The organism is Sphingomonas bacterium, from assembly GCF_028289855.1.
Lineage (GTDB): Bacteria > Pseudomonadota > Alphaproteobacteria > Sphingomonadales > Sphingomonadaceae > Sphingomonas.
This window is the reverse complement of sequence record NZ_JAQGKZ010000008.1, coordinates 1-24204: the sequence shown is the minus strand read 5'-3', so window position 1 is coordinate 24204 and position 24204 is coordinate 1. Positions and strand designations below refer to the sequence as shown.

25 protein-coding genes, 1 tRNA gene and 1 pseudogene are annotated in these 24204 nt (G+C 66.0%); 6 read left to right on the top strand and 21 right to left on the bottom strand.

Annotated features, from left to right (window positions below; translation table 11 throughout):
- Positions 1-12: 12 nt before the first annotated feature.
- The 5 genes from JWM94_RS00430 to JWM94_RS00410 form a co-directional block, all read right to left on the bottom strand.
- A complete protein-coding gene (locus JWM94_RS00430; RefSeq protein WP_299419544.1) occupies positions 13-3249 on the bottom strand; it encodes a tetratricopeptide repeat protein in 3237 nt (1078 codons plus the stop codon).
- Between the two features lie 94 nt (positions 3250-3343).
- Entirely contained in the window at positions 3344-3550 is a 207-nt protein-coding gene (locus JWM94_RS00425; protein ID WP_299419539.1) for a hypothetical protein, read from the bottom strand.
- Positions 3547-3744 carry a hypothetical protein gene (locus JWM94_RS00420; protein WP_299419536.1) on the bottom strand — a complete coding sequence of 66 codons (198 nt, stop codon included), beginning with the start codon at positions 3742-3744 and terminating at the stop codon, positions 3547-3549. The genes JWM94_RS00425 and JWM94_RS00420 overlap by 4 nt, the downstream gene beginning before the upstream one ends.
- A 51-nt stretch (positions 3745-3795) precedes the next feature.
- Positions 3796-4641 carry a hypothetical protein gene (locus JWM94_RS00415; RefSeq protein ID WP_299419533.1) on the bottom strand — a complete coding sequence of 282 codons (846 nt, stop codon included), beginning with the start codon at positions 4639-4641 and terminating at the stop codon, positions 3796-3798.
- Between the two features lie 107 nt (positions 4642-4748).
- Positions 4749-5243, bottom strand: a complete 495-nt coding sequence (locus JWM94_RS00410; RefSeq protein WP_299419530.1) for a DUF6456 domain-containing protein — start codon at positions 5241-5243, stop codon at positions 4749-4751.
- Positions 5244-5339: 96 nt separating this feature from the next.
- On the opposite strand from JWM94_RS00410, the gene JWM94_RS00405 reads away from it, so the two are divergent.
- Positions 5340-5903, top strand: a complete 564-nt coding sequence (locus tag JWM94_RS00405) for a helix-turn-helix transcriptional regulator (protein WP_299419526.1) — start codon at positions 5340-5342, stop codon at positions 5901-5903.
- Positions 5904-5945: 42 nt separating this feature from the next.
- Here JWM94_RS00405 and JWM94_RS00400 read toward each other — a convergent pair whose 3' ends face one another.
- The 7 genes from JWM94_RS00400 to JWM94_RS00370 form a co-directional block, all read right to left on the bottom strand.
- The gene (locus JWM94_RS00400) at positions 5946-6359 is read right to left on the bottom strand and encodes a GFA family protein (RefSeq protein ID WP_299419522.1); all 414 of its coding nucleotides are present in this window, start codon (positions 6357-6359) and stop codon (positions 5946-5948) included.
- 24 nt (positions 6360-6383) lie between these two features.
- Positions 6384-6459: transfer RNA gene (locus tag JWM94_RS00395), tRNA-Val, on the bottom strand.
- 44 nt (positions 6460-6503) lie between these two features.
- Positions 6504-7439, bottom strand: a complete 936-nt coding sequence (locus tag JWM94_RS00390) for a MarR family winged helix-turn-helix transcriptional regulator (protein WP_299419518.1) — start codon at positions 7437-7439, stop codon at positions 6504-6506.
- A gap of 180 nt (positions 7440-7619) precedes the next feature.
- Positions 7620-9095 (bottom strand): NAD(P)(+) transhydrogenase (Re/Si-specific) subunit beta, encoded by a 1476-nt coding sequence (locus JWM94_RS00385; protein ID WP_299419515.1) that lies wholly within the window; start codon positions 9093-9095, stop codon positions 7620-7622.
- 2 nt (positions 9096-9097) lie between these two features.
- On the bottom strand, positions 9098-9391 hold the full coding sequence (locus tag JWM94_RS00380) for a proton-translocating transhydrogenase family protein (protein WP_299419512.1): 294 nt from the start codon (positions 9389-9391) through the stop codon (positions 9098-9100).
- A 129-nt stretch (positions 9392-9520) separates the two neighbouring features.
- Positions 9521-10645: an NAD(P) transhydrogenase subunit alpha gene (locus JWM94_RS00375; protein ID WP_299419508.1), complete on the bottom strand. Its 1125-nt coding sequence runs from the start codon at positions 10643-10645 to the stop codon at positions 9521-9523.
- A gap of 10 nt (positions 10646-10655) precedes the next feature.
- Positions 10656-10793, bottom strand: a complete 138-nt coding sequence (locus JWM94_RS00370) for an aa3-type cytochrome c oxidase subunit IV (RefSeq protein WP_299419505.1) — start codon at positions 10791-10793, stop codon at positions 10656-10658.
- A 139-nt stretch (positions 10794-10932) separates the two neighbouring features.
- Between JWM94_RS00370 and JWM94_RS00365 the strand changes: the two genes are divergently transcribed.
- Entirely contained in the window at positions 10933-12351 is a 1419-nt protein-coding gene (locus tag JWM94_RS00365) for a sigma-54 dependent transcriptional regulator (protein WP_299419501.1), read from the top strand.
- 14 nt (positions 12352-12365) lie between these two features.
- Here JWM94_RS00365 and JWM94_RS00360 read toward each other — a convergent pair whose 3' ends face one another.
- From JWM94_RS00360 to JWM94_RS00335, 6 genes are all read right to left on the bottom strand, one after another.
- Entirely contained in the window at positions 12366-12602 is a 237-nt protein-coding gene (locus JWM94_RS00360) for a hypothetical protein (protein ID WP_299419497.1), read from the bottom strand.
- Between the two features lie 39 nt (positions 12603-12641).
- Entirely contained in the window at positions 12642-13694 is a 1053-nt protein-coding gene (gene folP / locus JWM94_RS00355) for a dihydropteroate synthase (RefSeq protein ID WP_299419493.1), read from the bottom strand.
- A complete protein-coding gene (locus JWM94_RS00350) occupies positions 13694-14821 on the bottom strand; it encodes a site-specific DNA-methyltransferase (RefSeq protein WP_299419489.1) in 1128 nt (375 codons plus the stop codon). The genes folP and JWM94_RS00350 overlap by 1 nt, the downstream gene beginning before the upstream one ends.
- A 182-nt stretch (positions 14822-15003) precedes the next feature.
- Complete coding sequence (locus JWM94_RS00345; RefSeq protein WP_299419485.1) at positions 15004-15600, bottom strand: ribonuclease HII; 597 nt, start codon at positions 15598-15600, stop codon at positions 15004-15006.
- 2 nt (positions 15601-15602) lie between these two features.
- Positions 15603-16370, bottom strand: a complete 768-nt coding sequence (gene thiD, locus JWM94_RS00340; RefSeq protein ID WP_299419481.1) for a bifunctional hydroxymethylpyrimidine kinase/phosphomethylpyrimidine kinase — start codon at positions 16368-16370, stop codon at positions 15603-15605.
- A gap of 114 nt (positions 16371-16484) precedes the next feature.
- Entirely contained in the window at positions 16485-17375 is an 891-nt protein-coding gene (locus JWM94_RS00335) for a prephenate dehydratase (protein ID WP_299419476.1), read from the bottom strand.
- A 108-nt stretch (positions 17376-17483) separates the two neighbouring features.
- Between JWM94_RS00335 and JWM94_RS00330 the strand changes: the two genes are divergently transcribed.
- Complete coding sequence (locus JWM94_RS00330) at positions 17484-18167, top strand: cytochrome c family protein (RefSeq protein ID WP_299419472.1); 684 nt, start codon at positions 17484-17486, stop codon at positions 18165-18167.
- A 28-nt stretch (positions 18168-18195) separates the two neighbouring features.
- On the opposite strand, the gene JWM94_RS00325 is transcribed toward JWM94_RS00330, so the two are convergent.
- From JWM94_RS00325 to JWM94_RS00315, 3 genes are all read right to left on the bottom strand, one after another.
- Positions 18196-19149 (bottom strand): LOG family protein, encoded by a 954-nt coding sequence (locus JWM94_RS00325; RefSeq protein WP_299419467.1) that lies wholly within the window; start codon positions 19147-19149, stop codon positions 18196-18198.
- An 80-nt stretch (positions 19150-19229) separates the two neighbouring features.
- A complete protein-coding gene (locus JWM94_RS00320) occupies positions 19230-19802 on the bottom strand; it encodes an extensin family protein (protein ID WP_299419464.1) in 573 nt (190 codons plus the stop codon).
- 143 nt (positions 19803-19945) lie between these two features.
- Positions 19946-20569: a DUF4328 domain-containing protein gene (locus JWM94_RS00315; protein WP_299419461.1), complete on the bottom strand. Its 624-nt coding sequence runs from the start codon at positions 20567-20569 to the stop codon at positions 19946-19948.
- Positions 20570-20716: 147 nt separating this feature from the next.
- Here JWM94_RS00315 and JWM94_RS00310 point away from each other — a divergent pair, with 147 nt between their 5' ends.
- The 3 genes and pseudogenes from JWM94_RS00310 to JWM94_RS00300 all read left to right on the top strand — a co-directional run.
- Positions 20717-21892 carry a phosphoserine transaminase gene (locus tag JWM94_RS00310; protein WP_299419457.1) on the top strand — a complete coding sequence of 392 codons (1176 nt, stop codon included), beginning with the start codon at positions 20717-20719 and terminating at the stop codon, positions 21890-21892.
- Positions 21893-21997: 105 nt separating this feature from the next.
- Positions 21998-23575, top strand: coding sequence for a phosphoglycerate dehydrogenase (gene serA / locus JWM94_RS00305; RefSeq protein ID WP_299419454.1), 1578 nt, complete (start codon positions 21998-22000; stop codon positions 23573-23575).
- 23 nt (positions 23576-23598) lie between these two features.
- Positions 23599-24204, top strand: a pseudogene (locus JWM94_RS00300) (ATP phosphoribosyltransferase regulatory subunit); the annotation flags it as partial.

Below are 24204 nucleotides of genomic sequence, written 5' to 3'. Positions count from 1 at the left end.
ATGCCCGGCGTATCAGCGCGACAACTTGACGCCGTAGCGCGCGAACCTTTCGCGTACGTCGGGATCTACCGCTTCCGCGGCAGCGACGTCGGCGTCCGATTTCACCTTATTGCCTTTACTCGCCCATGCCACCGCGCGACCGTAAAGCGACGCCGCCAGGGCGGGCGATACGCCGAGCGCCTTGTCGTAGGTCGCGATCGCATCGTCGTACCGGCCCATGCGCAGCAGCACGAACGCGCGGCTGTCGAGATAGGCGGCGACGCCGGGCTCCTTGGCCAGTGCCGCATCGCAATCCTGGAGGGCGGAATCGAGCGCGATGTTGCTTGTCGCTTTCGACCAGCAAATGCTGTTGAGGGCGTTGGCGTCGGTGGCTTTGGCGCGAACCGCGGCGAAGTCTTTTTCCGCCAGCGCGGTTTGCCCCGCGCGGGCATAGACCACGCCGCGCCCGCTCAGCAGCTCGGTTTCGTTCGGCAACCGCCCGATGGCGACGCTGTACATCGCGATCGCTCCCGCCAAATCGCCCTTGTCCGCCAGCAACTGAGCCTTGCCGCCAATCGCGTCGGCCGAGTTCGGGTCGAGTTTGAGCGCTGCGTCGAGATCGGCCAGCCGGCCCGCAACATCGGCCTTGGGGCGAACGTAGCTGCGGTTGAGATAGATGTACGATGCGGGCTTTATCGCCAGCGCCCGATCGTACGCCCGCATCGCGTCATCGGTCCGCTGGAAAGCCCCATAGATGCCCGCGGCGACGACAAAAGCGTAGGCGTTGTCGGGATTGGCGGCGGTCACCGCCGCGGCTTGCGCCAGCGCGGCATCGCGCTTTCCCTGGCCGCGCAGGATATTGGCGCTCAACAGATAGAGATCGACCGCCTTGGGCGCGAGCTTGATCGCGGCGGTCGCATCGGCGAGCGCGGCGTCCGGATCGCCCGCCGCGCGGTTGGCCACGGCGCGGTGCGTCAGCGCGAAAACGTTGCCGGGTTCGGCCACGAGCGAAGCGGTATAGGCCGCAACCGCGTCTTTCGCGGCGCCGCGGCGTTCCGCCATCAGGCCGCGCGCGCGCCAGACGACGGGATTTTTCGGATCGAGCGCGGCGGCGGCATCGAGTTCCCTGGTCGCTTCTGCCGTCGAATCCTTCCACACCAGCGCGATGCCGCGATCGGCGTGCGCCCAGACGTTGCCGGGATCGAGCGCGATCGCCTGATCGTAATCCTTGATCGCATCGTCCAGACGTCCACGCTCCATCAGCGTGTTGCCGCGGCTGAGGAACCCGGCGGCGGTCGTCGGTGCCGCCGCCATCATCGCCGTCATGTCGGCGTCGCTCGGGCGATACCCGATGGGCTTGCGGATCGAGATGCTCTGGGTTGCCAGCGCGCGGAGCGCGGCCTGATCCGCGGGCGCTTCGGCGGCGGGAAACTCCGGCGCGACGCTGCGCTCGGTCTTTTCGATCGTGAAGACGTTGCCGACGATGGCCGCTGTGCGCCGATATTCGATCCCCGCGACGGTCTTGTCGACGTTCGCCGCGGTACCGGTCGTTGCCCCGAAGTCCTTCGGCAGCAGGATGGTTTCGGTCAGTTTGGTGAAATACGGATACGGGACGGCGAAGGGCGCATCGCGGTCGGGACCCGGGTCGCGGCTGAAATCGGCGCGATAGCCGATACCGGTGCCATCGGTCTGATACGACCCGTCGCTCCAGTCCATCTTGGCCAGGCCATCCATGACGAATCGCGTCTCGCCGGTCTTCGGGTCGAACGCCGCGCTCGTCGATTTGATGTCGATGAAGTCATATTGAGCGTGCCAATAATCGCGCAGCGTGCGATCGCGCTGGTCGCCGACGAGACCCGCCAACCACAAGCTGCTGCCCATCGCCTCGTCCCCCGACAGCACGACTTCGATGTGCGTCGGTGCGGGGATCGCGATCCCGCCCTGGGCGTCGATTCTGATCGCGGTGACTTGATTGGGCTTGGCCAAAGGCGGCGGCAGCAGCCGAACCAGCTGAGCATTGCTGGCGACCAGCGGCAGGCCCCAGCCGAACGGGGGCACGGTCAATCGGTCGAGGCTGGCGTCCCCGCTGCGGGTTCCGTCCAGCCAATAGGTCCGCGCGCCGATCTGCGCACGGACCAGCACGTGGTTGAACAATCCGACCATCGGCAGCCGCGCATCGATCCCGTCGCCCGCGATCGCGTTCACCGCCACGGCGTCGGCCTTGATATCGAGCGCGTGGAGGATCGCGAGCAACAGCGCGGTCTTGGCCTTGCAGTCGCCATAGCGCCGCGTCCACGTGGCCTCTGCATCCGCCGGCACCAGCCCGCCCGCACCCATCGCCAGCGCGACATAGCGCACGCGGTCCTGCACCAGCGCGAGCGCGGCCTCCGCGCGCGCCACGGGATCGGAGGAGGCCGCCCGGATCCGCGCGATTTCGGTTTGCACCGTCGCGCTCGCCGGTACCGCGGACGCCTTGTCGTACAACGGCGCCATCAACGCGCCGAGGTCCGCCCAGGAGACAAAGTCGCTGGCTTCGACGATGCGTTGCAACTGGTAGCGCGGCGGCGCGCCCTTTGGCGGTGAAATAGGCTGAAGGTTGTCGGCCGAGAATTCGACGCTGGTCGTCGCCCCGGCTTTGACCGGCTTGAGCGCGGCATAGCTCGCGGTCTGCCGCAACCGCAGCTTGAGATCAGACGGCCACTGGATGCGCAAGTGCGCGCGGCCGATCGTCACGCCGTTCCACGCCCCCGCCATCTCCTCGACATGGTTCTTGAGCACCGGGTCGCGCGACGTAATCGATATCGCGAGATCGATGATGTCGCCGACCTGCAACCCTTCCGGCTGGATGTTCGCGGTCAGCACGCCATCGAGCGTCGCCGTTTCCAGATTGGTCTCGCGGCGCAGGACGGTGAACGTCTGGCCCGACGCCAGCACGTCGATCGCCTTGTCGCCGCGCCGGATGACGAGCTTGTGGACGGTCAGCACGTCGGTCTCGGGCCGCCAGGGAAGCGAGATGTTGCCCGCCGCCAGTCCTTGCGGCGTCTGGATCTTGGCCACGAACTCGGTGAACATCGTCGGCCGGCCCGGCGTCAGGTCGATTTGCTGGTCCGACAGGAGAATCCGGACCGGCTGACCGTCATCCTTGCCGTCGGTCGGCAGTGCGACCGGTTTCACCCAGCCAGGCGCCGGCGCAATGACCGGTTTGTCCTGCGCATGGGCTTGCCCCGCGAACGCCATGATCGCCAGCAGCCCGAACGCCTTGATCCGCATGAACTTTTCCCTCTTCACCGGCACCATAGCCGGTGCACGGGCATTTTCCACCGCCTTTGGAGGGGCGGGTTTCGCAACGCGCCAGGATGGCGGCCTATAGCTCCTTGTCAGAGTCGTCGCTGAGCTTTTGATGTCGCTCGAGCCTTTCAGCGGCGTGTCTCTGGTTGGTCAGCCAGAGGGCCAGAAACACGAAAGGTATCGCAAGCATTCGCAGGATGTTCGAGCTTCCGGACACGCCGAGGATCACGGCGGCGATGAGTATCGAAACAAGGGCCGCCATCTGCCAAATCTTCGGGGTCACTCCGGTCTCTCCACCAGCTTGTGCCGTCGCCGGCCAACCAGTCGAGCAAGCTGGATGACGACACACCCCAGCGCGCCGATTGCGATGGCAAGGGTTCCGGCAATGGCCATCGGCCAGCCGCCCATGACTAGCCCCAAGCCATAAAGCAGCAGGCTTCCCAACAGCGTCCAGCGCATCGCGGTTAGAACGGTCATTCTTTCTCCGGTACGGGCTTGTACGTCATGATCTTCACCTACGCTCGTCGATTAGCGGCCCCGCGCCCAGCGATGGCTGACGACGGCCCAGCGCACGGCCGGATCGCCGGTGCGGGCGGGCTTGAAACGGCCGCGCTTCACAATGTCGGTGCACGCGACTGCGTCGACCGCCGGCGTGCCGGTCACGACGAACAGGCGGCATCCCGTCGGTTTTCCGGCACGATCGACGCTGACCGCCGCAATCGTCAGGCCGCCCGCGCTGGTTTTCCTGACGGCGAAAGGAAGATCGCCGTCGCGGAACCACGGTATGTCGCCACCATCGGCTTCGGTCATGGCATCGGGGTCGGCGCCCCAGCTTCGCACGAGAAGGCGCTGGCAATTGAATAACGCTGCGATCGCCGCCTTGATCGGACCCGATCGCAAATCCATCCGCCTGTCGCCCACGTTGATCCGGATCTCGTCGGCGCCATCCGCCGCCGCCTCGGTCAGCCTCTCCAGATCTTCACGGTCGAGGCGAATGGACATCGAATATCGGTCTGCGGCGGTCATGCCCGACTCGGCATAAGCGGGCAGTGCGATCTCCTTGTCCGAAGGCGGGAGCACGATATGGGCAACGAGTTTCTCGATGCTTTCGCGCTTGTTCGGCTCCAGCGCCAGCGACATATTGCCGATCCCCAGCGCATCGAGTTCAAGGCCAAAATCGACGCGCCCGACGCCTTCGCCGAAGCCGCGCGTCAGCACGCAGGTCAGCGTCGTATTTTCCACCTTCCATTTTTCCGCGGGGAGTAGCGGAACCGGCGTTCGGGCCTTGGTGGGCGCCTTCAATTGGCCGTTTGGCAACGAGGCGGCGGGGTTGGCCGCCAGGGTCAGGAGAAGGATAGCCAGAAGTGTCCGCACGATCATTCATCCTAAAGCGGCCATGACCGTGCCGTAGGACATGGCGTGGCGCAATCCGCGATCCGATCGGCGTCCGCTATTGGGCCGTTAACGGACAAACGCCGCGCTCACGGCAACCCATAATGATCCGCCAGCCGATCGAGCGCCAAACCGAGCACCAGTCGCCCGGCGCGGCCGGGCCAGTTGAGCGCGCGTTCGGCGGCGGGGATCGCTTCGCCCGCGCAGATCACGCGCCACAGGATGTCGCTCAGCCCGCTGCCTGCCGCGGCGATCGCGGCGTCGAAGCGGCGCTTTGCCGCGAGGTGCGCGTGAGTCGCGTCGCCGCCGTCTCCGCCGCCCGACCCGCCATTGTCGACGCGCACATTGTCACATTGCATCGTCACGCGCGGGCCGAGTTGCGCGATTTCATAGTCGCGCCGCAGTCGTTCGCCCGCCTCGACCTGGCGCGCGTCGACCAGCCCGCGCGCGGCGAGCCATGACAGCGGCGATTCGGCGCGGTTCACCGTGACGGTGCGCGCGCGGCGCTTGCCGCCGGCCCGCGCGCGGGTCGCGGGGACGGTGACGTCCGCCGGATCGAAGTCCACTTCCACCAAATCGCGCATCGTCCCTCCAGCTTTTCTACGAGTCGCGCACCTATTGCCATATCGTCCATTCTGTAGGAAAGTGACGAACCTATTTGGGAATGAAGGGGCGTCCAGATGATCACCGCCATCCGCGAAGTCCGCCGCGCGCGGGGCATGACGCTCGACGATGTCGCCAAGGCCTGCGTGCCGCCGACCACCGCGCAGACGATCGGCCGGCTGGAGACGGGGATGCGCACCGTGTCGGTCGGCTGGCTCAACCGTATCGCCGCGGCGCTGGGGGTCGAGGCGGCCGATCTGGTCAAGCTGCCCGATCACGCCGAGCTGCCGGTCGCGGCGGTATTGGGCGCCGAGGGCGCGCACGCGCCGGGGCGGCCGATCGTGCTCCCCCCGCCGCGCGCCGCTGCGGGGATGGTGGGGATTTCGGTGACCGGCGGGATCGGCGATTACCGCAGCGGCGACACGATCTGGTGCGAGCCGCTGGCGCCCGAGGCATTCGGCGGCGCGCTCAACCGCGACGTGCTGGTGCCGCGGCCCGGCGGGCGCTTCCTGTTCGGGCGACTGATCGGGCGTGAGGGCGACCGGCTGCAACTGCTGCCGCTCGGCGCGGGGCAGCGCCAGCAAGTGGTCAGCGACCCGCCCTGGATCGCGCGCGCGGTGACCTTGATCCGCGCGTTGTAGCTCGACCGGCTCACGCCGATGGGCGGCACCGGCCCGCTACGTTCAAAGCTGGCGCGTCTCGGCGGGCGGATTCCACCAATTGTCGTGGAGGCCGTCCATATAGGTGAGCGGCGCGGCGATCAGCTCCTCGACCGGGAGATCGTCGAGCGCCGCGAGGTGGACCGACAGATACGGCCCGCCCATCGCCTCGATCGTGCCATGCCCGTGCGTCGCGATCCCGCACTTGGTGCAGAACCGGTGGTGCCCCTCGCCCCAATCGCCCGACTTGCTGTAATCGCCGAGCACGTCCTCGCCCGACAACAGGCGGAAATCCTCGGGCTTGAGTTGCCCCGCATTCCACATCCGCTGCTTCCAGCAGAACGTGCAATTGCACTTGCCCGTGCCCTGATCGAGGTCGATATCCGCCTCGAACGTGACCGCCTTGCAATGACAGCTACCGCGATAGGTCTTTTTCACGAAGCCGCTCCTCCGCGCCGGGTCTGGTGGGCGATGACGGGCTCGAACCGCCGACATTCTCGGTGTAAACGAGACGCTCTACCAACTGAGCTAATCGCCCTCACCAGCGCCTGTGCCGCGAGATGCGCGCCGGCGCAAGCCGGATCAGAGTGCGTCGAGCCCGCTTTGCCGTAGCGCCGCGAAATAGCGATCCATCTTTAGCCGGGCCTGCTCACTAAGCGCTAGAAATGCGCGACGGCGGTCGAATGGGTCGGGCTGACGCACGAACAGTTCAGCCTCGGTCATCCGCGCAATCCAGCGCAGCGCGGTGGTCGGCGCCACCGCCGCGGCGATGCACAGGCTCGACACCGATACCTGCGCGCCCTCCAGGTCAGCTGCATAGAGATCGAGCAACATATCCCATGCCGGATCCTCGAACAGGCCATCGGCGAAGAACTGATCGCGCATCCGGCGCGCGCGAATCACTTTTCGGATTTCCGATGAGGTCCAGGACGACGACCCAGGCGCAGTGGGCGGCGCGGCATAGGCGATTTGGCGATCGGCAACGCCGCCGGGGCGCTTCTCCTCGTTCGCCAGCCGCGCCAGCACGCGAGAAATCCGCGCCACCTCCTCGTTGAGCTGGCGTAATTGCGCCGACTCGCCGTCTCCTTTTTTGTCGTGCAATCTATCTTGCGACGATCCGGCGAGGCCGATGGCGAACGCCGCGGTACGATCCGCGACCGTGGGCGCACATAACAGCTCCACGCGATCCCCGAACAGCGCGGCCGTGACCAGGTCGATCTGATCGACATCGAGCGCAACGACGATGCGAGCGCCGAGATCATCGCGCAACGAGGCGATCCGCGGCAAGGCGGCGACCAACACGTCGGACGCCACATTCTGCACTTCGGCAGCGACCAGTTCGATCGGGCCGGCGTGATCGAATCGGCCCGCGATCGCGCCCTGCCAATCGGACCGTCCGCGAAATTCGGCCCCGGCGAGCACAATCGCGCGCTCCGCCTCGGCCGCAGCGGGCACCGAGTCCGCGACGATCAGTGCCAACGCGCCATCGCCTTTGCCGTAACCGGCCGCCCGCAGCATCGTCGCGCCTCGCGAAAACCCGCCGCCCCCCGGCAGGATTGTCGCAAAGTACGCAATTTACGTATTTGGCTCAGCGTTAGTCGGTCCAAAACGGCGGCATTGCCGGTTTGCTCCATTATGGAGGTATTTCGGACGAACGTAACGACGCTACCCATCCCGACTCTCCGCCGCGTTCCGCGTTCAGCCAAGCGCCTTCACGATCTCCTCGACCATCTTCTTCGCGTCGGACAGCAGCATCATCGTATTGTCCTGATAGAAGACGTCGTTGTCGACGCCGGCATAGCCGACGCCACCCATGCTGCGCTTGATGAACAATACGGTCTTGGCCTTGTTCACGTCGAACACCGGCATGCCGTAGATCGGCGATGACTTGTCGGTCTTGGCGGCCGGGTTAACCACGTCGTTGGCGCCGATGATGAACGCGACGTCGGTCTGGGCGAACTCGGAGTTGATATCCTCGAGCTCGAACACCTCGTCGTACGGGACGTTGGCCTCGGCCAGCAGCACGTTCATATGCCCCGGCATGCGCCCGGCGACGGGGTGGATAGCGTATTTCACGCGCACGCCTTCTTCCTTTAATTTGTCGCCCATCTCGCGCAGCACATGCTGCGCCTGCGCCACCGCCATGCCGTAGCCGGGGACGATGATGACCTGTTCGGCCTGCGACATAAGGAACGCCGCGTCCTCGGCCGATCCGCGCTTCCAAGGGCGGTCGGTTGCCGCCGCGGCAGTCCCGCCGCCGCTGTCGCCGCCGAACCCGCCGGCGATCACGCTGATGAAGCTGCGGTTCATCGCGCGGCACATGATGTAGCTGAGGATCGCGCCCGAACTGCCCACCAGCGCGCCGGTGATGATCATCGCGGTATTGTGGAGCGTGAACCCCATCGCCGCCGCCGCCCAGCCCGAATAGGAATTGAGCATCGACACCACGACCGGCATGTCCGCGCCGCCGATCGGGATGATCAGCAGGAAGCCGATCGCGAAGCTGAGGCCCGTGATCGTCCAGAACACCCACGGTGACTGATCCTGCGTGAAGTACGCGATCAGTCCGAGGATGCCGGCGAGCACCGCAAGATTGATGACGTGGCGACCCGGCAGCATGATCGGCTTACCGCCCATATTGCCGTTGAGCTTGAGGAAGGCGATCACCGAGCCGGAGAAGGTGATCGCACCGATCGCGACGCCGAGGCCCATTTCGATCCGGCTCTGGGTGAAGATTTGCCCCGCTTCGGCGATGCCGAACGCGCCGGGATTGAGGAATGCCGCTCCTGCGACAAGCACCGCCGCCAAGCCGACCAGTGAATGAAACGCCGCTACTAGCTGCGGCATCGCGGTCATCGCGATCCGCCGTGCAGTAACCACGCCAATGGCCGCTCCGATACCGATCGCTGCGAGGATCAACCCCACCGTCGACCAGTCTACATCTCTGCCGCCCGCACAGATGACACCAAACCCCGGATACGTGCAGGCGGATAAAGTAGATGGCACATGCGTGATCAATGTCGTCACCACCGCGATCGTCATGCCGATCATGCCAAACCGGTTGCCGCGCTGGCTCGACGTCGGGCTCGACAGCCCGCGCAGCGCCAGGATGAAGCACACCCCGGCGACCAGATAGGCCAGCGCCGCCCACGGATTCTGGGGAAGCCCCTCCATGCTCAGCGCACCTTCTTTTTATACATCGCCAGCATCCGCGCGGTCACCGCGAACCCGCCGAAGATGTTGACGCTGGCCAACACCACCGCGAGCAGCCCGAGCCATTTCGACGTCGCGCCCGCCCCCCCGATCCCGATCGCTGCGCTGGCGATCAGCGCGCCGACGATGATCACCGACGAAATCGCATTGGTTACCGCCATCAACGGCGTGTGCAGCGCGGGCGTGACCGACCACACGACGTAATAGCCGACGAAACAGGCCATCACGAAGATCGATAGGATGCCGATAAAGTCCATTCGCGCCCCTCGTTTCCGCCCCGCGCAACTTCACGAACATCGCGCACAGGCGGCATTAAAAAAAGGAAAGTTCCGTCCTTCTCGTCATGTCCCGATCATACCGATTCTCGACCGTGTAGGACAGCGCGATCATGCGCCGAGCAGTCTCGCGTTCACGACCCTGCCGCCCTGCGTCAGCCGCACCGCGTCGCCGATTTCCTCGTCGAGCACGGGCCTGCCCGCTTCCTTGTCCCAGAAGGTCGAGAGAAAGTTGTAGAGGTTGCGCGCGAACAGCGCCGAAGCGTCGGCGGCTAGCCGGCTGGCGACGTTGCGATGGCCGACGATCTTTACTCCGTGCCGCTCGACCACCTGGCCCGCGACCGCGCCTTCGACATTGCCGCCGGATTCGACCGCGAGATCGACGATCACGCTGCCCGGCTTCATCGTCGCGATCTGCGCGTCGCTGATCAGCCGCGGCGCGGGACGCCCCGGGATCAGTGCGGTGGTAATGACGATATCCTGCTTGGCGATGTGCGCCGATACCAGTTCGGCCTGCGCTTTCTGATATTCTTCGCTCATTTCGGTGGCGTAGCCGCCCGATCCCTCGCCCTCGATCCCGGCGACGTTCTCGACGAAGATCGGTTTCGCGCCGAGCGAAAGAATCTGTTCCTTGGTCGCGCTCCGCACGTCGGTTGCCGAGACTTGCGCGCCCAGCCGCCGCGCGGTGGCGATCGCCTGGAGGCCGGCGACGCCAACCCCCATCACGAACGCTTTGGCCGCGCTGATCGTGCCGGCGGCGGTCATCATCATCGGGAAAGCGCGGCCATATTCGGCCGCCGCGTCGAGCACCGCCTTGTAGCCCGCCAGATTGGCCTGACTCGACAGGATGTCCATCGACTGCGCGCGGGTGATGCGCGGCATGAATTCCATCGCCAGCGCTTCGTAACCGGCTGCGGCATAAGCATCGACGCGAGCCCGCTCACCGAACGGATTCATCCCGGCAACAATCCAAGCCCCGGAGTTGACTCCCTTCAAGCTTGCCGCGTCCGGCCCCTGAATCCCGAGCACGATATCCGCGCCCTTCAGCGTTGCGGCGCGCGCGCCGACGCTGGCACCCGCCCCCGCATAATCGGCATCGGCGATGCTCGCGGTGCCGCCCGCCCCGGTCTCGACCGCGACCTCGGCGCCCAGCGCGATGAATTTCTTGACGGTCTCCGGCGTGGCGGCGACGCGGCGTTCGCCCTCGGCGGTTTCCTTGAGGACGGCGATCTTCACGCGGGGCGGTTTACTTGGCGCCGCCGGAGGAGATCAGCCAGATCACGATCGCCGCGATGATCAGGCACCCGACCGCGCCCCATTTGAACAGCGCGATGACCGAGCTGTACGTCTGCTCGTGCGGTTTCATGTCGGTATCGCCGGCCATGGTGCAATTCTCTCCCGTGTTGCCTGACGGTCTTAACCGCCGCCGCGCCTGCCCTCAAGCCCGCGCGGCGCACTTAATCCGGCCTTTACCTGGAGCCGCTAAAGGTACCGCCTGACTACACGCGAACAAGAGGGCGGGGATGACGCGCAACGGCCAGCGCCTCCTGATGTTGATCGACGACGAACCCGCGCAGCGCCGCCTTGTTTCGGCGATCGCCGCGCGGCGCGATTGGCGTTCGGTGTTCGCCGCGGACGGCGAAACCGCGATCGCGATGCTCGGCACGCAGGACGGCATGCAACTCGACGCGATCCTGCTCGACAGCTGGGGGCCGGAGGATAACGCGCAGGCGCTGATCACCGAGCTTCGCCTGCGCCGCCCGCAACTGCCGATCCTGATGCTCACCGCCAACGGATCGGTCGCAGAGGCCGTCGCCGCGATGCGCGCGGGGGCGACCGATTTTCTGGTCAAGCCGTTCGCCGCCGACCGCCTGCTCGCCGCGCTCGATTCGGTCGCGGCGGGGACCGATGCCGGCGAACTCCGCCCGCTGACCGAAAAGATTCCGGCCTTGCTCGGGTTCGACGAGATCGTCGGTGCGTCGCCCGATTTCCGCGCCGCGCTCGCCATCGCCGCCAAAGCCGCCCGCGCCCGCGTCCCCGTACTGATCGAAGGCGAGAGCGGGGTCGGCAAGGAAGTGATGGCCGAAGCGATCCACGCAGCGTCCCCACGCGGCAAGAAGCCGATGGCCGTGATCAATTGCGGCGCGATTCCCGCCAATCTGGTCGAAAGCGAATTGTTCGGGCACGAAAAGGGCGCGTTCACCGGCGCATTCGAGCGCAAGATCGGCCGCTTCCAGGACGCCGATGGCGGCACGATCTTCCTCGACGAAATCGGCGAGATGCCGCTCGACGCGCAGGTCAAATTGCTCCGCGTGCTGCAATCGGGCGAAATCCATCCGGTCGGCGCGCGGCACATGCGCGAGGTCGATGTCCGCGTGATCGCGGCGACCAACAAGCGCCTGATCGAGGAAGTCGAGGCGGGGCGGTTCCGCGAGGATCTCTATTACCGGCTCAACGTCGTCCAGGTGACGATCCCGCCGCTTCGCGAGCGCACCGGCGACATTCCGGCGCTCGCCCGCCACTTGCTCGCGCGGATCGCCGACCAGCCTGGCCTACGCCCGCTGGGCATCACCGACGATGCGCTGGCCTTGCTCGGCCGCTACGATTGGCCGGGCAATGTCCGCCAGTTGCAGAACGCCCTCTTCCGCGCCGCCGTTCTGTGCGACGGCGACGCGCTGACGCTCACCGACTTCCCGCAAATCGCCGCGCTCGGCAGCGGCCGCGTGCCGACGCCGGTCGGTCAGATGGCAACCAGCGGCGGGGTCACTTTATTCAAGGCCGACGGTAACATGCGCGCGCTCGAGGATATCGAGGCCGACGTCATTCGCCTCGCGATCGGCCATTATCGCGGCCGCATGACCGAAGTCGCGCGGCGGCTGGGGATCGGGCGGTCGACGCTTTACCGCAAGCTCGGCGAGCTCGGGATCGACAACGCGGCGTAGATTACCCGACCGGACTAATCGTGGTGATGGATGTGCCCTTCGCCGGGATCGCTACTCGATGGCTTGCTGGTGCCTGACGCCGAACTGGTCGGAGTTCCCGAAACGGTATTTTGCATCGAACCGAATGCGGGGTCCTTGGTCAACTTTGTCACCGCATCATTGGTGTTGACGTTCGCGGTGCCTTTATTGTCCGTACTCGTCAGTCTGTCCCATTGCTCCTTGATCCATTCCCACATCTTCATTTTCCTCATCGCAGTCGACGCCAAGTGTTACGGAGTCGAAACGGTATATCACCGATGTCGGTTCGCGACTAACCCCTGATCGCGCAGGCCGCGCCAAACTCTCAGTGCCTGCACCGTCTCCGCGACATCGTGAACGCGAAGCATTTGCACACCGGCTTCCGCGCCCTTCAATGCCAGCGTCAGCGACCCGCCGAGCCGCTGGTCGGCGGGAGCTTCGTTCGACAGCGCGCCAATCATTCGTTTGCGGCTGGCGCCGAGCATGACCGGGCAGCCGAGGCCGTGGAACATCGCCAGACCGTTGAGCAGCGCGAGGTTGTCGGCCAGCCGCTTGCCGAAGCCGATGCCCGGATCGACGATGATCCGGTCGCGCGCCACGCCGCCCGCGACCACCGCCGCGACGCGATCCTCGAGCCAGTCGAACACCTCGGTCAGGACGTCCCAATATCCGGAACCGCCATGCGGTCCCTTGGCCGGATCGGGCGAGTGCATCAGCACCACCGGACAGCCGGCCTTCGCCACCACCTCCATCGCGCGGTCGTCCCACACCAGCGCCGAGACGTCGTTGACGATCGCCGCGCCGCCCGCCAGCGCCGCTTCCATCACCGCCGCCTTGCGCGTGTCGATCGACACCAACGTTCCCGCCTTGGCGAGACCGCGCACGACCGGGTCGGTCCGCTCGATCTCGTCGCCTTCCCACACCGCCTGCGCGCCGGGCCGGGTCGATTCGCCGCCAACATCGATCAACGCCGCGCCCTCGCCCGCCATCGCGACGCCTGCAGCAACGGGGTCGTCGGACGCGCCTCCCGAAAAGCTGTCCGGCGTAACGTTGAGAATGCCCGCGACTTGCGGCTGGTCGAAGCGCAACGTGCGCTCGCCGAGCACCAGCGCCGGGCGGGGCGCCGTGATAGCCGCGTGAAGTTTGGCGGCGCGCTCGTCGTTCGCGCCCAAGGTCTTGTCGAATTCGGCGACCGAAATCGTAAGCCTCTTGTCGTCCTCGATCACGTCATACGCGGCGAACCATTGCATCCCGCCCGCGATCCGCGCGACCTCGCCGTCGCGATCGACCGGCGTATCGACGAACTGGACCGGGCGAAGGTGCACTAGGGCTGCGTCGCGAGCAGATACGTCTGCCGCAACGCGTCGATTGGCTTGAGGCCGTCCGCCGCCTCATAATGCCAGAAGGTCCAGCCGTTGCACGCCGGCGCATTCTGGAGTGTCGCGCCGAGCTTGTGAATCGAGCCCGCGCTGCCGCACGCCGATTTGAGCGAACCGTCGGCACCGACCGTCGCCTTCCAGCGGCGCTTGGCGTCGGTCAGCATGCTGCCGGGCACGAGCATGCCGTTTTCGATCAGCGACCCGAACGCGACGCGCGGCGCGGCCTTGGGACTCTGCATCGTCGTCAGCGCCGATTCGTCGAGCGGCAAGGCCGCAGCGATTCGTTCCCGCGCCGCCTCGATATACACCGCCTCGCGCTCGATCCCGATCCAGCGCCGGCCGAGCCGCTTGGCCACCGCGCCGGTCGTGCCGGTGCCGAAGAACGGGTCGAGCACCACATCGCCCGGCTTGGTGCAGGCGAGCAGGATGCGATAGATCAGCGCCTCGGGCTTCTGCGTCGGGTGGACCTTCACGCCGTCCTTCTTGAGCCGCTCGGGCCCGCCGCAGATCGGGAATTCCCAGTCGCTGCGCATCTGGAGCTCGTCGTTGAGCGTCTTCATGCTGCGATAGTTGAAGGTGTAGCGCGCCTTCTCCCCCGTCGACGCCCAGATCAATGTCTCGTGCGCGTTGGTGAAGCGCGTGCCCTTGAAATTGGGCATCGGGTTGGCCTTGCGCCAGACGATATCGTTGAGGATCCAGTACCCCAGATCCTGGATCGCCGATCCGACCTTGAAGATGTTGTGATAGCTGCCGATCACCCAGATCGCGCCATTGTCTTTCAGGATACGCCGCGCCTCGGTCAGCCAAGCCCGCGTGAATTTGTCGTAGACCGACAGCGAATCGAACTTGTCCCAATCGTCGGTCACCGCGTCGACATGGCTGCCATCGGGGCGCGACAGGTCGCCGCCGAGTTGGAGGTTATAGGGCGGATCGGCGAAGATCAGGTCGACCGACTTGGCCGGCAGCGCACGCATCGCCGCGATGCAGTCGCCCATGATAATCTGGTCGAGCGGCAATTTCCCCACTGCCGCGACCGGCACAGGCGCGCGCTTGACCTTCTCGATGATCCCCATCGATTCCCCTTCCCCCGAATTGGCGCCCACGAAAACCGGGCGCGCGGACTCCGGTCAAGCAGAGTTTAGTTAACGGTTCCGGTTACCAAATCGTTAACAAAGCGGAACATTTCGCGACGTCGACCAGATGTTGAGTCCGGGCGCCTCACCGGACTCAACCTATGGGGTGTGGCGCAAAAGACTCAGAACGGCAGAACCGTCTGCGCGACCGGCGCGAAGCTGCGCCGATGCAGCGGACACGGCCCATGTTCGCGCAACGCGCGCAAGTGATCGGGGGCGCCGTATCCCTTGTTCGCGTGCCAATTGTACTGCGGATACGATTCGGCGTGCGCGATCATGATCGTGTCGCGGGTGTGCTTGGCGACGATCGAGGCGGCGGCGATCGACAGGCTGATCGTATCGCCCTTGACGATCGCGGTCGCGGCATAGCCCCAGCGCGGCAGCCGGTTGCCGTCGACCAGCACATGGCCGGGATCGCAACCGAGCGCTTCGACCGCCAAGGTCATCGCCTTCATCGTCGCCCAATAGATGTTGAGAACGTCGATCTCCGGCGCCTCGACGATACCGATCCCGACCGCCGCGCAGCCCTGGAGCCGGTCATGCAGCCGCGCGCGCTCGGCAGACGGGAGTTGTTTCGAATCGTTGATCCCGCGCGGGATGCCGCGCGCCGGCAGGATCACCGCGGCGGCGACCACCGGCCCGGCGAGCGGCCCGCGTCCGGCCTCGTCGACCCCGGCGACGGGGGCGAGACAGAGCTTTTCGTGGCGCAGCGACGGCATGATCAGCCCTCTAGCTCGTCGAACGGCACGTAGCCAAGATGATGCCCGATCGGGCCGTTGCCTTCGCCCAGGCCGGGCGCCGCGAGAATCGCGATGCGGACGAAACGCACCGCTTGCTCGAACGCTTCCTTGATCGGCTTGCCGCTACCCAGCCCGCACGCCAGCGCACTAGCCAGCGTACAGCCGGTGCCGTGCGTATCTTCGGTATCGAACCTTTTCCCTTCGAGCCGGGCAATTTCCCCGTTCGGCGACAGCAGCCGATCGACGATCCAGTGCCCCTCGGCATGCCCGCCCTTGGCGACCAGATGCCCGCCATGCGCCAGCACCGCGTCCTCGCCGCCCAGCGCCGCCAGCTCGGGCAGGTTCGGCGTGACCATCGACGCGATCCGCATCAGCCGCTCGAACGCGGCGATCGTATCCGCGTCGGCCAGCGCATCGCCGCTGGTCGCGACCATGACGGGATCGAACACGATCGGCACGTCGAGCCCCTCGAGCACAGTCGCTACCGCATTCGCCGTTTCGGCCGATCCGATCATCCCGATCTTTACCGCATCGACGCCGATATCGCTGAGCACCGATTCGATCTGCGCCAGCACCATGTCGGTCGGCACCGGCATCACCGCCTGGACCCCCAACGTGTTCTGCGCGGTGATCGCGGTGATCGCGGTCATGGCGTGGCCGCCGAGCATCGTCACGGTCTTGATATCGGCCTGGATACCCGCGCCGCCGCCCGAATCGCTGCCGGCGATGATGAGGATGCGCGGGGTCATGTCAGCGGCGAATGTTCCGAATGTTCGCAGTGGCCATGGGGTTCGACTGGAACCCGAAAATTGGCGGTGCCGTCATGGCGCTTCATGCCACGCGGCCTCCTCTGTAGGAAAGCATTATCCGCGCTTTCTCGCCTGCGGATAGCTGCCGAGAACACGCAACCATTTGGAATGAAACCCCAATTCCTCCAGTGCGCGGTCGAGGTTCTCGTCGCCCGGGCGCCCTTCGACATCGGCGTAGAAATCGGTCGCGGCGAAGCTACCGCCCTGTTGATAGCTTTCGAGCTTGGTCATGTTGACGCCGGTGGTCGCGAACCCGCCCATCGCCTTGTAGAGCGCGGCGGGGACGTTCTTAACCTCGAAGATGATCGTCGTCATGAACGGACCGTCGCCGGTCAGCGGGCGCGAACCCCGCGCCAAGGTCACGAAGCGCGTGGTGTTGTGTTCGGCATCGGCGATGTCGCTTTCCAGCGTTTCGAGTCCGTAGATCGCCGCCGCCGCCGGGGGCGCGAGCGCAGCGATGGCCGGGTCGTTCAGCTCGGCGACCAACGCGGCAGCGCCTGCGGTATCGGGATAGGAAACGGGTACGATGCCCCGCGCCTTGAGCCAATGGCGGCACTGGCCGAGTGCCTGGGGGTGGCTCATCGCCTCCTTGACGCCGTCGATCGGCCCCAGCCCCATCAGCGCGTAGCGGATCGGCAGGAAATGCTCGCCGGTGATCACCAGCCCCGATTCGGGGAGCAGGAAATGCATGTCGGCGACGCGGCCGTGGAGCGAATTCTCGATCGGGATCACCGCGCAATCGGCCTGGCCCTGCTTCACCGCGTCGATCGCGTCCTCGAACGAAAAGCACGGCAGTGGCAGCCCGTCGGGGAAGGCTTCGAGCGCGGCGACATGGCTGTTCGCCCCCGGCGCACCCTGAAACGCGACCGCGCGTTCGGGCGCCTTGGCGGCGGCTTCGGCCATCGCGGCGACGATGGGGCGGGCGGGGGCGGCGAAATTCTCCATGGAGAAGCGCGCTTAGTGGCGCGTTGTTGGTCGGGCAAGCTGGCGCTTGCCCGTCGCGTTTCGCATTACTAAAGGGTCAGCACTCATTTCAGGGGCGTCGCCGAAACCATGAACGACAACAGCAACACGATCGCAGGCTGGACGCTGGCCGGGTGCTTCGCCGCCCTGAGTCTGACGATCGTGGGCGGCATGATCTATCACAGCGGTGAGCCCAAGAAGGAAGGCTATCCGGTCGAGGCGGTCGATGAAGGCGGCGGGGACGGCGCCGCAGCCGAAGTGCCGATCGCCAGCCTGCTCCCCACCGCCGACGCGGCAAAGGGCGCCGAGGTCTTCAAGAAGTGCGGCGCGTGCCACACGGTCAATTCGGGCGGTGCCAATGGTATCGGGCCGAATCTCTACGCCACGGTCGGCGAAGCGGTCGCGACCGGCAAGGCGGGGTTCGCCTTTTCCGACGCGCTGAAGGCCAAGGGCGGCAAATGGGGCTTCGACGAGCTCAACGCCTGGCTGACCAGCCCGCGCAAATACGCGCCGGGAACCAAGATGACGTTCGCAGGCCTGTCGAACCCGAAGGATCGCGCCGACGTGATCCTGTACCTCAATATGCAAGGGTCGAACCTGCCGCTTCCGCCGCCGCCAGCGGCCGGCGCGGCCCCTGCAGCGGGCAACGCTGCGGCGCCGGCCGAGCCCCCCAAGGGTGACGCTGCGGGCAGCAACGAAACCGCGGGCAACCCCTCGGCCGCCGCCGGCGCGCCGTCCAAGGATCCCGAAGCCGCCAAGCGCGCGCCGAAATAGTCGGTCGCCGCGCGAAGCGGCCGACCGATCAATACCCCGGGTCGTCACCCCGCGCGGTCGGGGCGTGCGCCGCGACCTGCTCGGCCGAGTGGCGCTCGGCCTCGGATTTGCCCTGTTCGAACGAGCGCCCGCGATAGAATTCTTCGACGTGCGCCCAGCCTTCCTCGGCGGTCTCGCAATAGGTGAAGATGCCCAGGTCCTTGGCCGACACCACGCCTTCCTCGACCAAAGCCTCGAAATTGACCACGCGGTCCCAGAATTCACGGCCGTAGAGCAAGACCGGGATCGGCTGGATCTTGCCGGTCTGGATCAGCGTGAGCAGCTCGAACAATTCGTCGAACGTCCCGAAACCGCCGGGAAACGCCGCCAGCGCGCGCGCGTGGAGCAGGAAGTGCATCTTCCTGAGCGCGAAATAGTGGAATTGCAGGCTCAAGCCAGGCGTGACGTAGGAATTGGGCGCCTGTTCGTGCGGCAACAGGATATTGAGCCCGATCGATTCGGCGCCGACGTCCGCAGCGCCGCGATTGGCCGCCTCCATGATCGACGGCCCGCCGCCCGAGCACACGACGAACTGGCGCTTGCCGTCGGTATCGCGCGGGCAGTTGCTGGCGATCCGCCCGAGCTCGCGCGCGACGTCGTAATATTTGGACTTGGCGACCAAGCGCTCGGCGATCTTGCGGCTGGCGTCGTCGGTCGCCGCCGCCAGCATCGCCTGCGCCTTGACCGGTTCGGGAATCCGCGCCGAGCCATACATCACGAAAGTCGAGGCGATCCCCGCTTCTTCGAGAATCAACTCCGGCTTGAGCAGTTCGAGCTGGAAGCGGACCGGGCGCAAATCCTCGCGCAACAGGAAATCCATATCCTGAAACGCGAGGCGATAGGCCGGGTTTTCGGTCTGCGGGGTGGAGACGCCTAGCTTGGCGCGGTCCGCCTCTTCCTTTGCTTGCGGGAAGACGCGCGATGGGATGCGGGTATCGGTCATCGCTTGCTCGTAGAGCAAGCGGTTATGCGTCGGCAAGGCGGCACCGGCCCGCTCATTCGCGTAAGCGGATCAAAAAGCGCCTAGCGGCAGAATGCCTTGTGATCGTCCTCGAGATGGAGGTGATCGTGGTGGGCCGCGTTGTAATCGGGGCTGAGCACCGTGCCGAAGCGCTTGCATGCCGAGGCGTGGATGAGCTTCCAGAAACGCTGGGTGTCCGCGTCGTCGGTACGCCAATTGTCCTGCACCGAAATCCGCCGGCCGTCGGCCAGGATGAACGCCGAGACATCGACCGCATTGGCCAGCGCGTGGCCCGACAGCCGCGCGACCGCGGTGCCGACGGTATTGCGGCAAGCATAGGTGCCCATCGTCTCGATCCGCACCAATTTGCTGCCGAGCACCTGATACGCCGCGGGCGCGACCGCGTTGCGCGTCCAGCCGATGAATTCCTCGGCAAGCCCACAACGCATCGCCTTGATGCCGGTCACCGGCACGCCGATGTCGATCAACTGCACCGCACCGATTACCTGGCACCCGCCGCCATAATCGCGGTCCGGGAGCGGCGAGAAGCGCACCTCCTCTCGGCTGAGGTCGGCGAAGCACGCCTGCGTATCGCGGCTGGTCGGCAGATTGAGCGTGACGGGGGGTGACCCCATCGGCCGCGTTGGCGGGACGCGCTCACCCCCACCGCCGAACACGCAGCCGGCGAGGAGCAAACCGATCAAGGGAACCAGGTGCTTCACGCGACTGAGTGTCGCGCAACATGGTTAACGATCGGCAAATGCCGCTGGGCGACAGCCTAATCGAAAATGGTTGAATCGACCGCGCGCAATTGCAGTTCGGCCACATGACGGATGATCGTCGCCAGGCACCAGGCGGCGGCGATGCCCAGCGCGCCGCCCAGGATCAGGAAGAGGCCCTGCGCCACGCTGAACACGATTCCGGGATCGGTGTTGCCCGGGAGAAAGGCTTGTATCGAGCCCAAAATTCCGCGGCCGATCCATGCCGCCCACCACCAGCCAATCAGATCGCGCACGAAGGCCCATTGCCCGGGGCGGCGGGCACCGCTGCTCTCGACGATTTCGACCATTGCTTCGTACGGCTTCCACAAGGCAGCGACAGGCACGAAATACCAGCCGACCGCCCAACCGGGACTGATCGTCAAATCGGGATGGGTCAGATGCGCGACGGTCATCGCGCGATAAATCCAGACAGAAACGACAATGGCGGTAAGCAGCGTGGCGCCAAGAACGGCCAACGCAGCCACCGCCACGATCCGGCCGCTCGCGAACCACACATCGACCCCGCCGCCGGCGACGAAATCCAGATCGATGATGATCTCGACCGCAACAATCGCGATCCAGCAATAAAGTGCAATCCTTGCCGCAAATCCTGCCTGCGCAGCGCGTTGTCGCTGGTCCATTTCCCACCCCCAATTGCGTGTGATCTTACAGCGCCCCCACCACCCGTCCACCACTCGGCCGCTTGACGCACTGCACAATATCCTTAGGGCGGTTGACGGGCCACGCGGTCCCAACGCCGCGCGTGCTCTCTGCAAGGAGAGACTGACATGACTGAACTGACCGTTGCCGACGCCACCATTGCGTCCACTGCCAAGCCGAACACCAGGCCGGCACGCCCCCATTTTTCCAGCGGACCCTGCGCCAAGCCCCCGGGCTGGGACGCATCGAAGCTCGCGACCGCGGTGCTGGGCCGCTCGCATCGTTCGAAGCTCGGCAAGCAACGCCTGCAATACGCCATCGACCTGATGCGCGAGTTGCTCGGCCTGCCCGATACGCACCGCATCGGCATCGTCCCCGGCTCCGACACCGGCGCGTTCGAGATGGCGATGTGGACGATGCTCGGCGCGCGGCCCGTCACCGCGCTGGCGTGGGAGAGCTTCGGCGAAGGCTGGGTGACCGATGCGGTCAAGCAGCTCAAGATCGAACCGACGGTGATCCGCGCCGATTACGGGCAGCTGCCCGATCTCGGCCAAGTCGATTGGTCGAACGACGTACTGTTCACCTGGAACGGCACGACCAGTGGCGTTCGCGTGCCCGACGGCGAGTGGATTCCGGCCGACCGCGAGGGGCTGAGCTTCGCCGACGCGACCAGCGCGGTGTTCGCCTACGACTTGCCGTGGGACAAGATCGATGTCGCGACCTTCAGCTGGCAGAAGGTGCTCGGCGGCGAAGGTGGGCACGGTGTCCTGATCCTCGGCCCGCGCGCGGCCGAGCGGCTGGAAAGCTATACGCCGGCCTGGCCGCTGCCCAAGGTGTTTCGGCTCGTGTCGAAGGGGGCGCTGACCGAAGGCGTGTTCAAGGGCGAGACGATCAACACGCCGTCGATGCTCGCGGTCGAGGATGCGATCCTCAGCCTCGAATGGGCGAAGTCGCTGGGTGAAGGCGGGTTGATTGCGCGGAGCGATGCCAATGCGGCGGCGCTCGACAAGATCGTCAAGGAACGAGATTGGCTTCATCACCTCGCTAAGGAACCTGCGAACCGTTCCAAGACCAGCGTTTGCTTGGTCGTGTGGCTCGCGGATGAAGCGATGATCAAAAAGATGGCATCGCTACTCGAAGCCGAAGGTGCAGCCTATGACATCGCCGGATATCGGGATGCCCCCGCAGGGCTGCGCATCTGGTGCGGCGCGACGGTCGATACGGCCGATATCGTAGCGCTCGGCCCTTGGCTGGATTGGGCTTACGCAACCGTGATGGCCGAAGAAACAGCCGCCAATTCCTAATCCGTCACCCCCGCGAAAGCGGGGGCCCATCTCCCACCCGGCTCCTCGCGCTGAAACCGCAGAAGCTGGGTCCCCGCTTTCGCGGGGATGACGAAAGTAAGAGACATGCCAAAAGTACTCATCAGCGACAAAATGGACCCCAAAGCCGCGCAGATCTTCCGCGAGCGCGGGGTCGAGGTGGACGAAATCACCGGCAAGACCCCCGACGAGCTCGCCGCGATGATCGGCGACTATGACGGCCTCGCGATCCGCAGCTCGACCAAGGTGACCAAGGCGATCCTCGACGCGGCGACCAATTTGAAGGTTGTCGGCCGCGCCGGGATTGGGGTCGATAACGTCGATATCCCCGCCGCCAGCGCCAAGGGCGTGGTCGTCATGAACACGCCGTTCGGGAACAGCATCACGACCGCCGAGCACGCCATCGCGTTGATGTTCGCACTCGCCCGCGATTTGCCCGAGGCGGACAAGTCGACCCAGGCCGGCAAGTGGGAGAAGAACCGCTTCATGGGGGTCGAGATGACCTCCAAGACGCTGGGGCTGATCGGCGCGGGCAATATCGGGTCGATCGTCGCCGATCGCGCCCATGGCCTCAGGATGAAGGTGATCGCGTTCGACCCGTTCCTGTCGCCCGAACGCGCGGTCGAGCTGGGGGTCGAGAAGGTCGACCTCGACGATCTGCTCGCGCGCGCCGATTTCATCACGCTCCACACGCCGCTGACCGACCAGACGCGCAACATCCTCAGCCGCGACAATCTGCTCCGCACCAAGAAAGGCGTGCGCATCGTCAATTGCGCGCGCGGCGGGCTGATCGACGAGGCGGCGCTCAAGGAATTGCTCGATTCGGGGCATATCGCCGGCGCCGCGCTCGACGTGTTCGTGACCGAGCCGGCGACCGAATCGCCTTTGTTCGGCACTCCGAACTTCATCTCGACCCCGCATCTCGGCGCGTCGACCAGCGAGGCGCAGGTCAACGTCGCGATCCAGGTCGCCGAGCAGATGGCCGATTATCTCGTTTCGGGCGGGGTCACCAACGCGCTCAACGTGCCGAGCCTGTCGGCGGAGGAAGCGCCGCGGTTGAAGCCGTACATGGCGCTCGCCGAAAAGCTCGGCAGCCTGGTGGGTCAGCTCACCACCGGGTCGATCGGTCGCATCTCGATCCATTCTGAAGGCGCCGCCGCCGAGCTCAACCAGAAGCCGATCGTCTCGGCGGTGCTCGCCGGGTTCCTGCGCACCCAGACCGACACCGTGAACATGGTCAACGCGCCCTTGCTCGCCAAGGAACGCGGAATGGAGGTGCGCGAAGTCCGCACGCAAGGCGAGAGCGATTACCACACGCTGCTCCGCGTCTCGGTCAAGACCGACGCCGGCGAGCGGTCGGTCGCGGGCACCCTGTTCGGCGACGAAGCGCCGCGGCTGGTCGAATTGTTCGGGATCAAGGTCGAGGCCGATCTGGCCGGGCACATGCTCTACGTCGTCAACGAGGACGCGCCGGGGTTCATCGGACGGCTCGGCACGCTGCTGGGGACCGAGGGCGTCAATATCGGCACATTCCACCTCGGGCGGCGGAGCGCGGGCGGCGAGGCGGTGCTGCTGCTGTCGGTCGACGAGGCGGTGACGCCGGACTTGATCGCCAAGGTCCGCGGGCTGGCTGGGGTCAAGACTGTGATGGGGCTGTCGTTCTGAGCGGGAATCGCTAAGGGGCAAGCGTGACCTACGCGCTTCTTCCCTCGGGCTTCCACGACCGGTTGCCGCCGGACGCCGATGCCGCGGCGCGGCTGGAGGGGCGCGTGCTCGATGCCGCGCGGCTCCACGGCTACGAGCGCGTCGATCCGCCGCTCGCCGAGTTCGAGGATGCGCTCGCGCACCGGCTCAAATCGGCGCGCGCGCAGGATTCGGTCCGCTTCGTCGATCCGGTCAGCCAGCGCACGCTGGCGATCCGCCCCGATATCACCGCGCAGGTCGGGCGGATCGCGGCGACGCGGATGGGCCATCACCCGCGCCCGGTGCGGCTGAGCTATGCCGGGTCGGTGCTGCGGCTGCGTGCGACCCAGCTCTCGCCCGAACGCGAGCGGCGCCAGGCCGGGTGCGAGCTGATCGGGCTCGACACCGTCGCGGCGGCGCGCGAGATCGTGCTCGTCGCGGTCGAGGCGCTCGAGGCGGCGGGTGTCACCGGCCTGTCGATCGATTTCACGCTGCCCGACCTCCTCGCGACCATGAGCGCAGGACCATAGCCGCTCGGCGACGCGTCGCGCGAAGACTTTGCCGACCGGCTCGACGCCAAGGATTCCGGCGCGTACGCCGCGCTTGCTCCC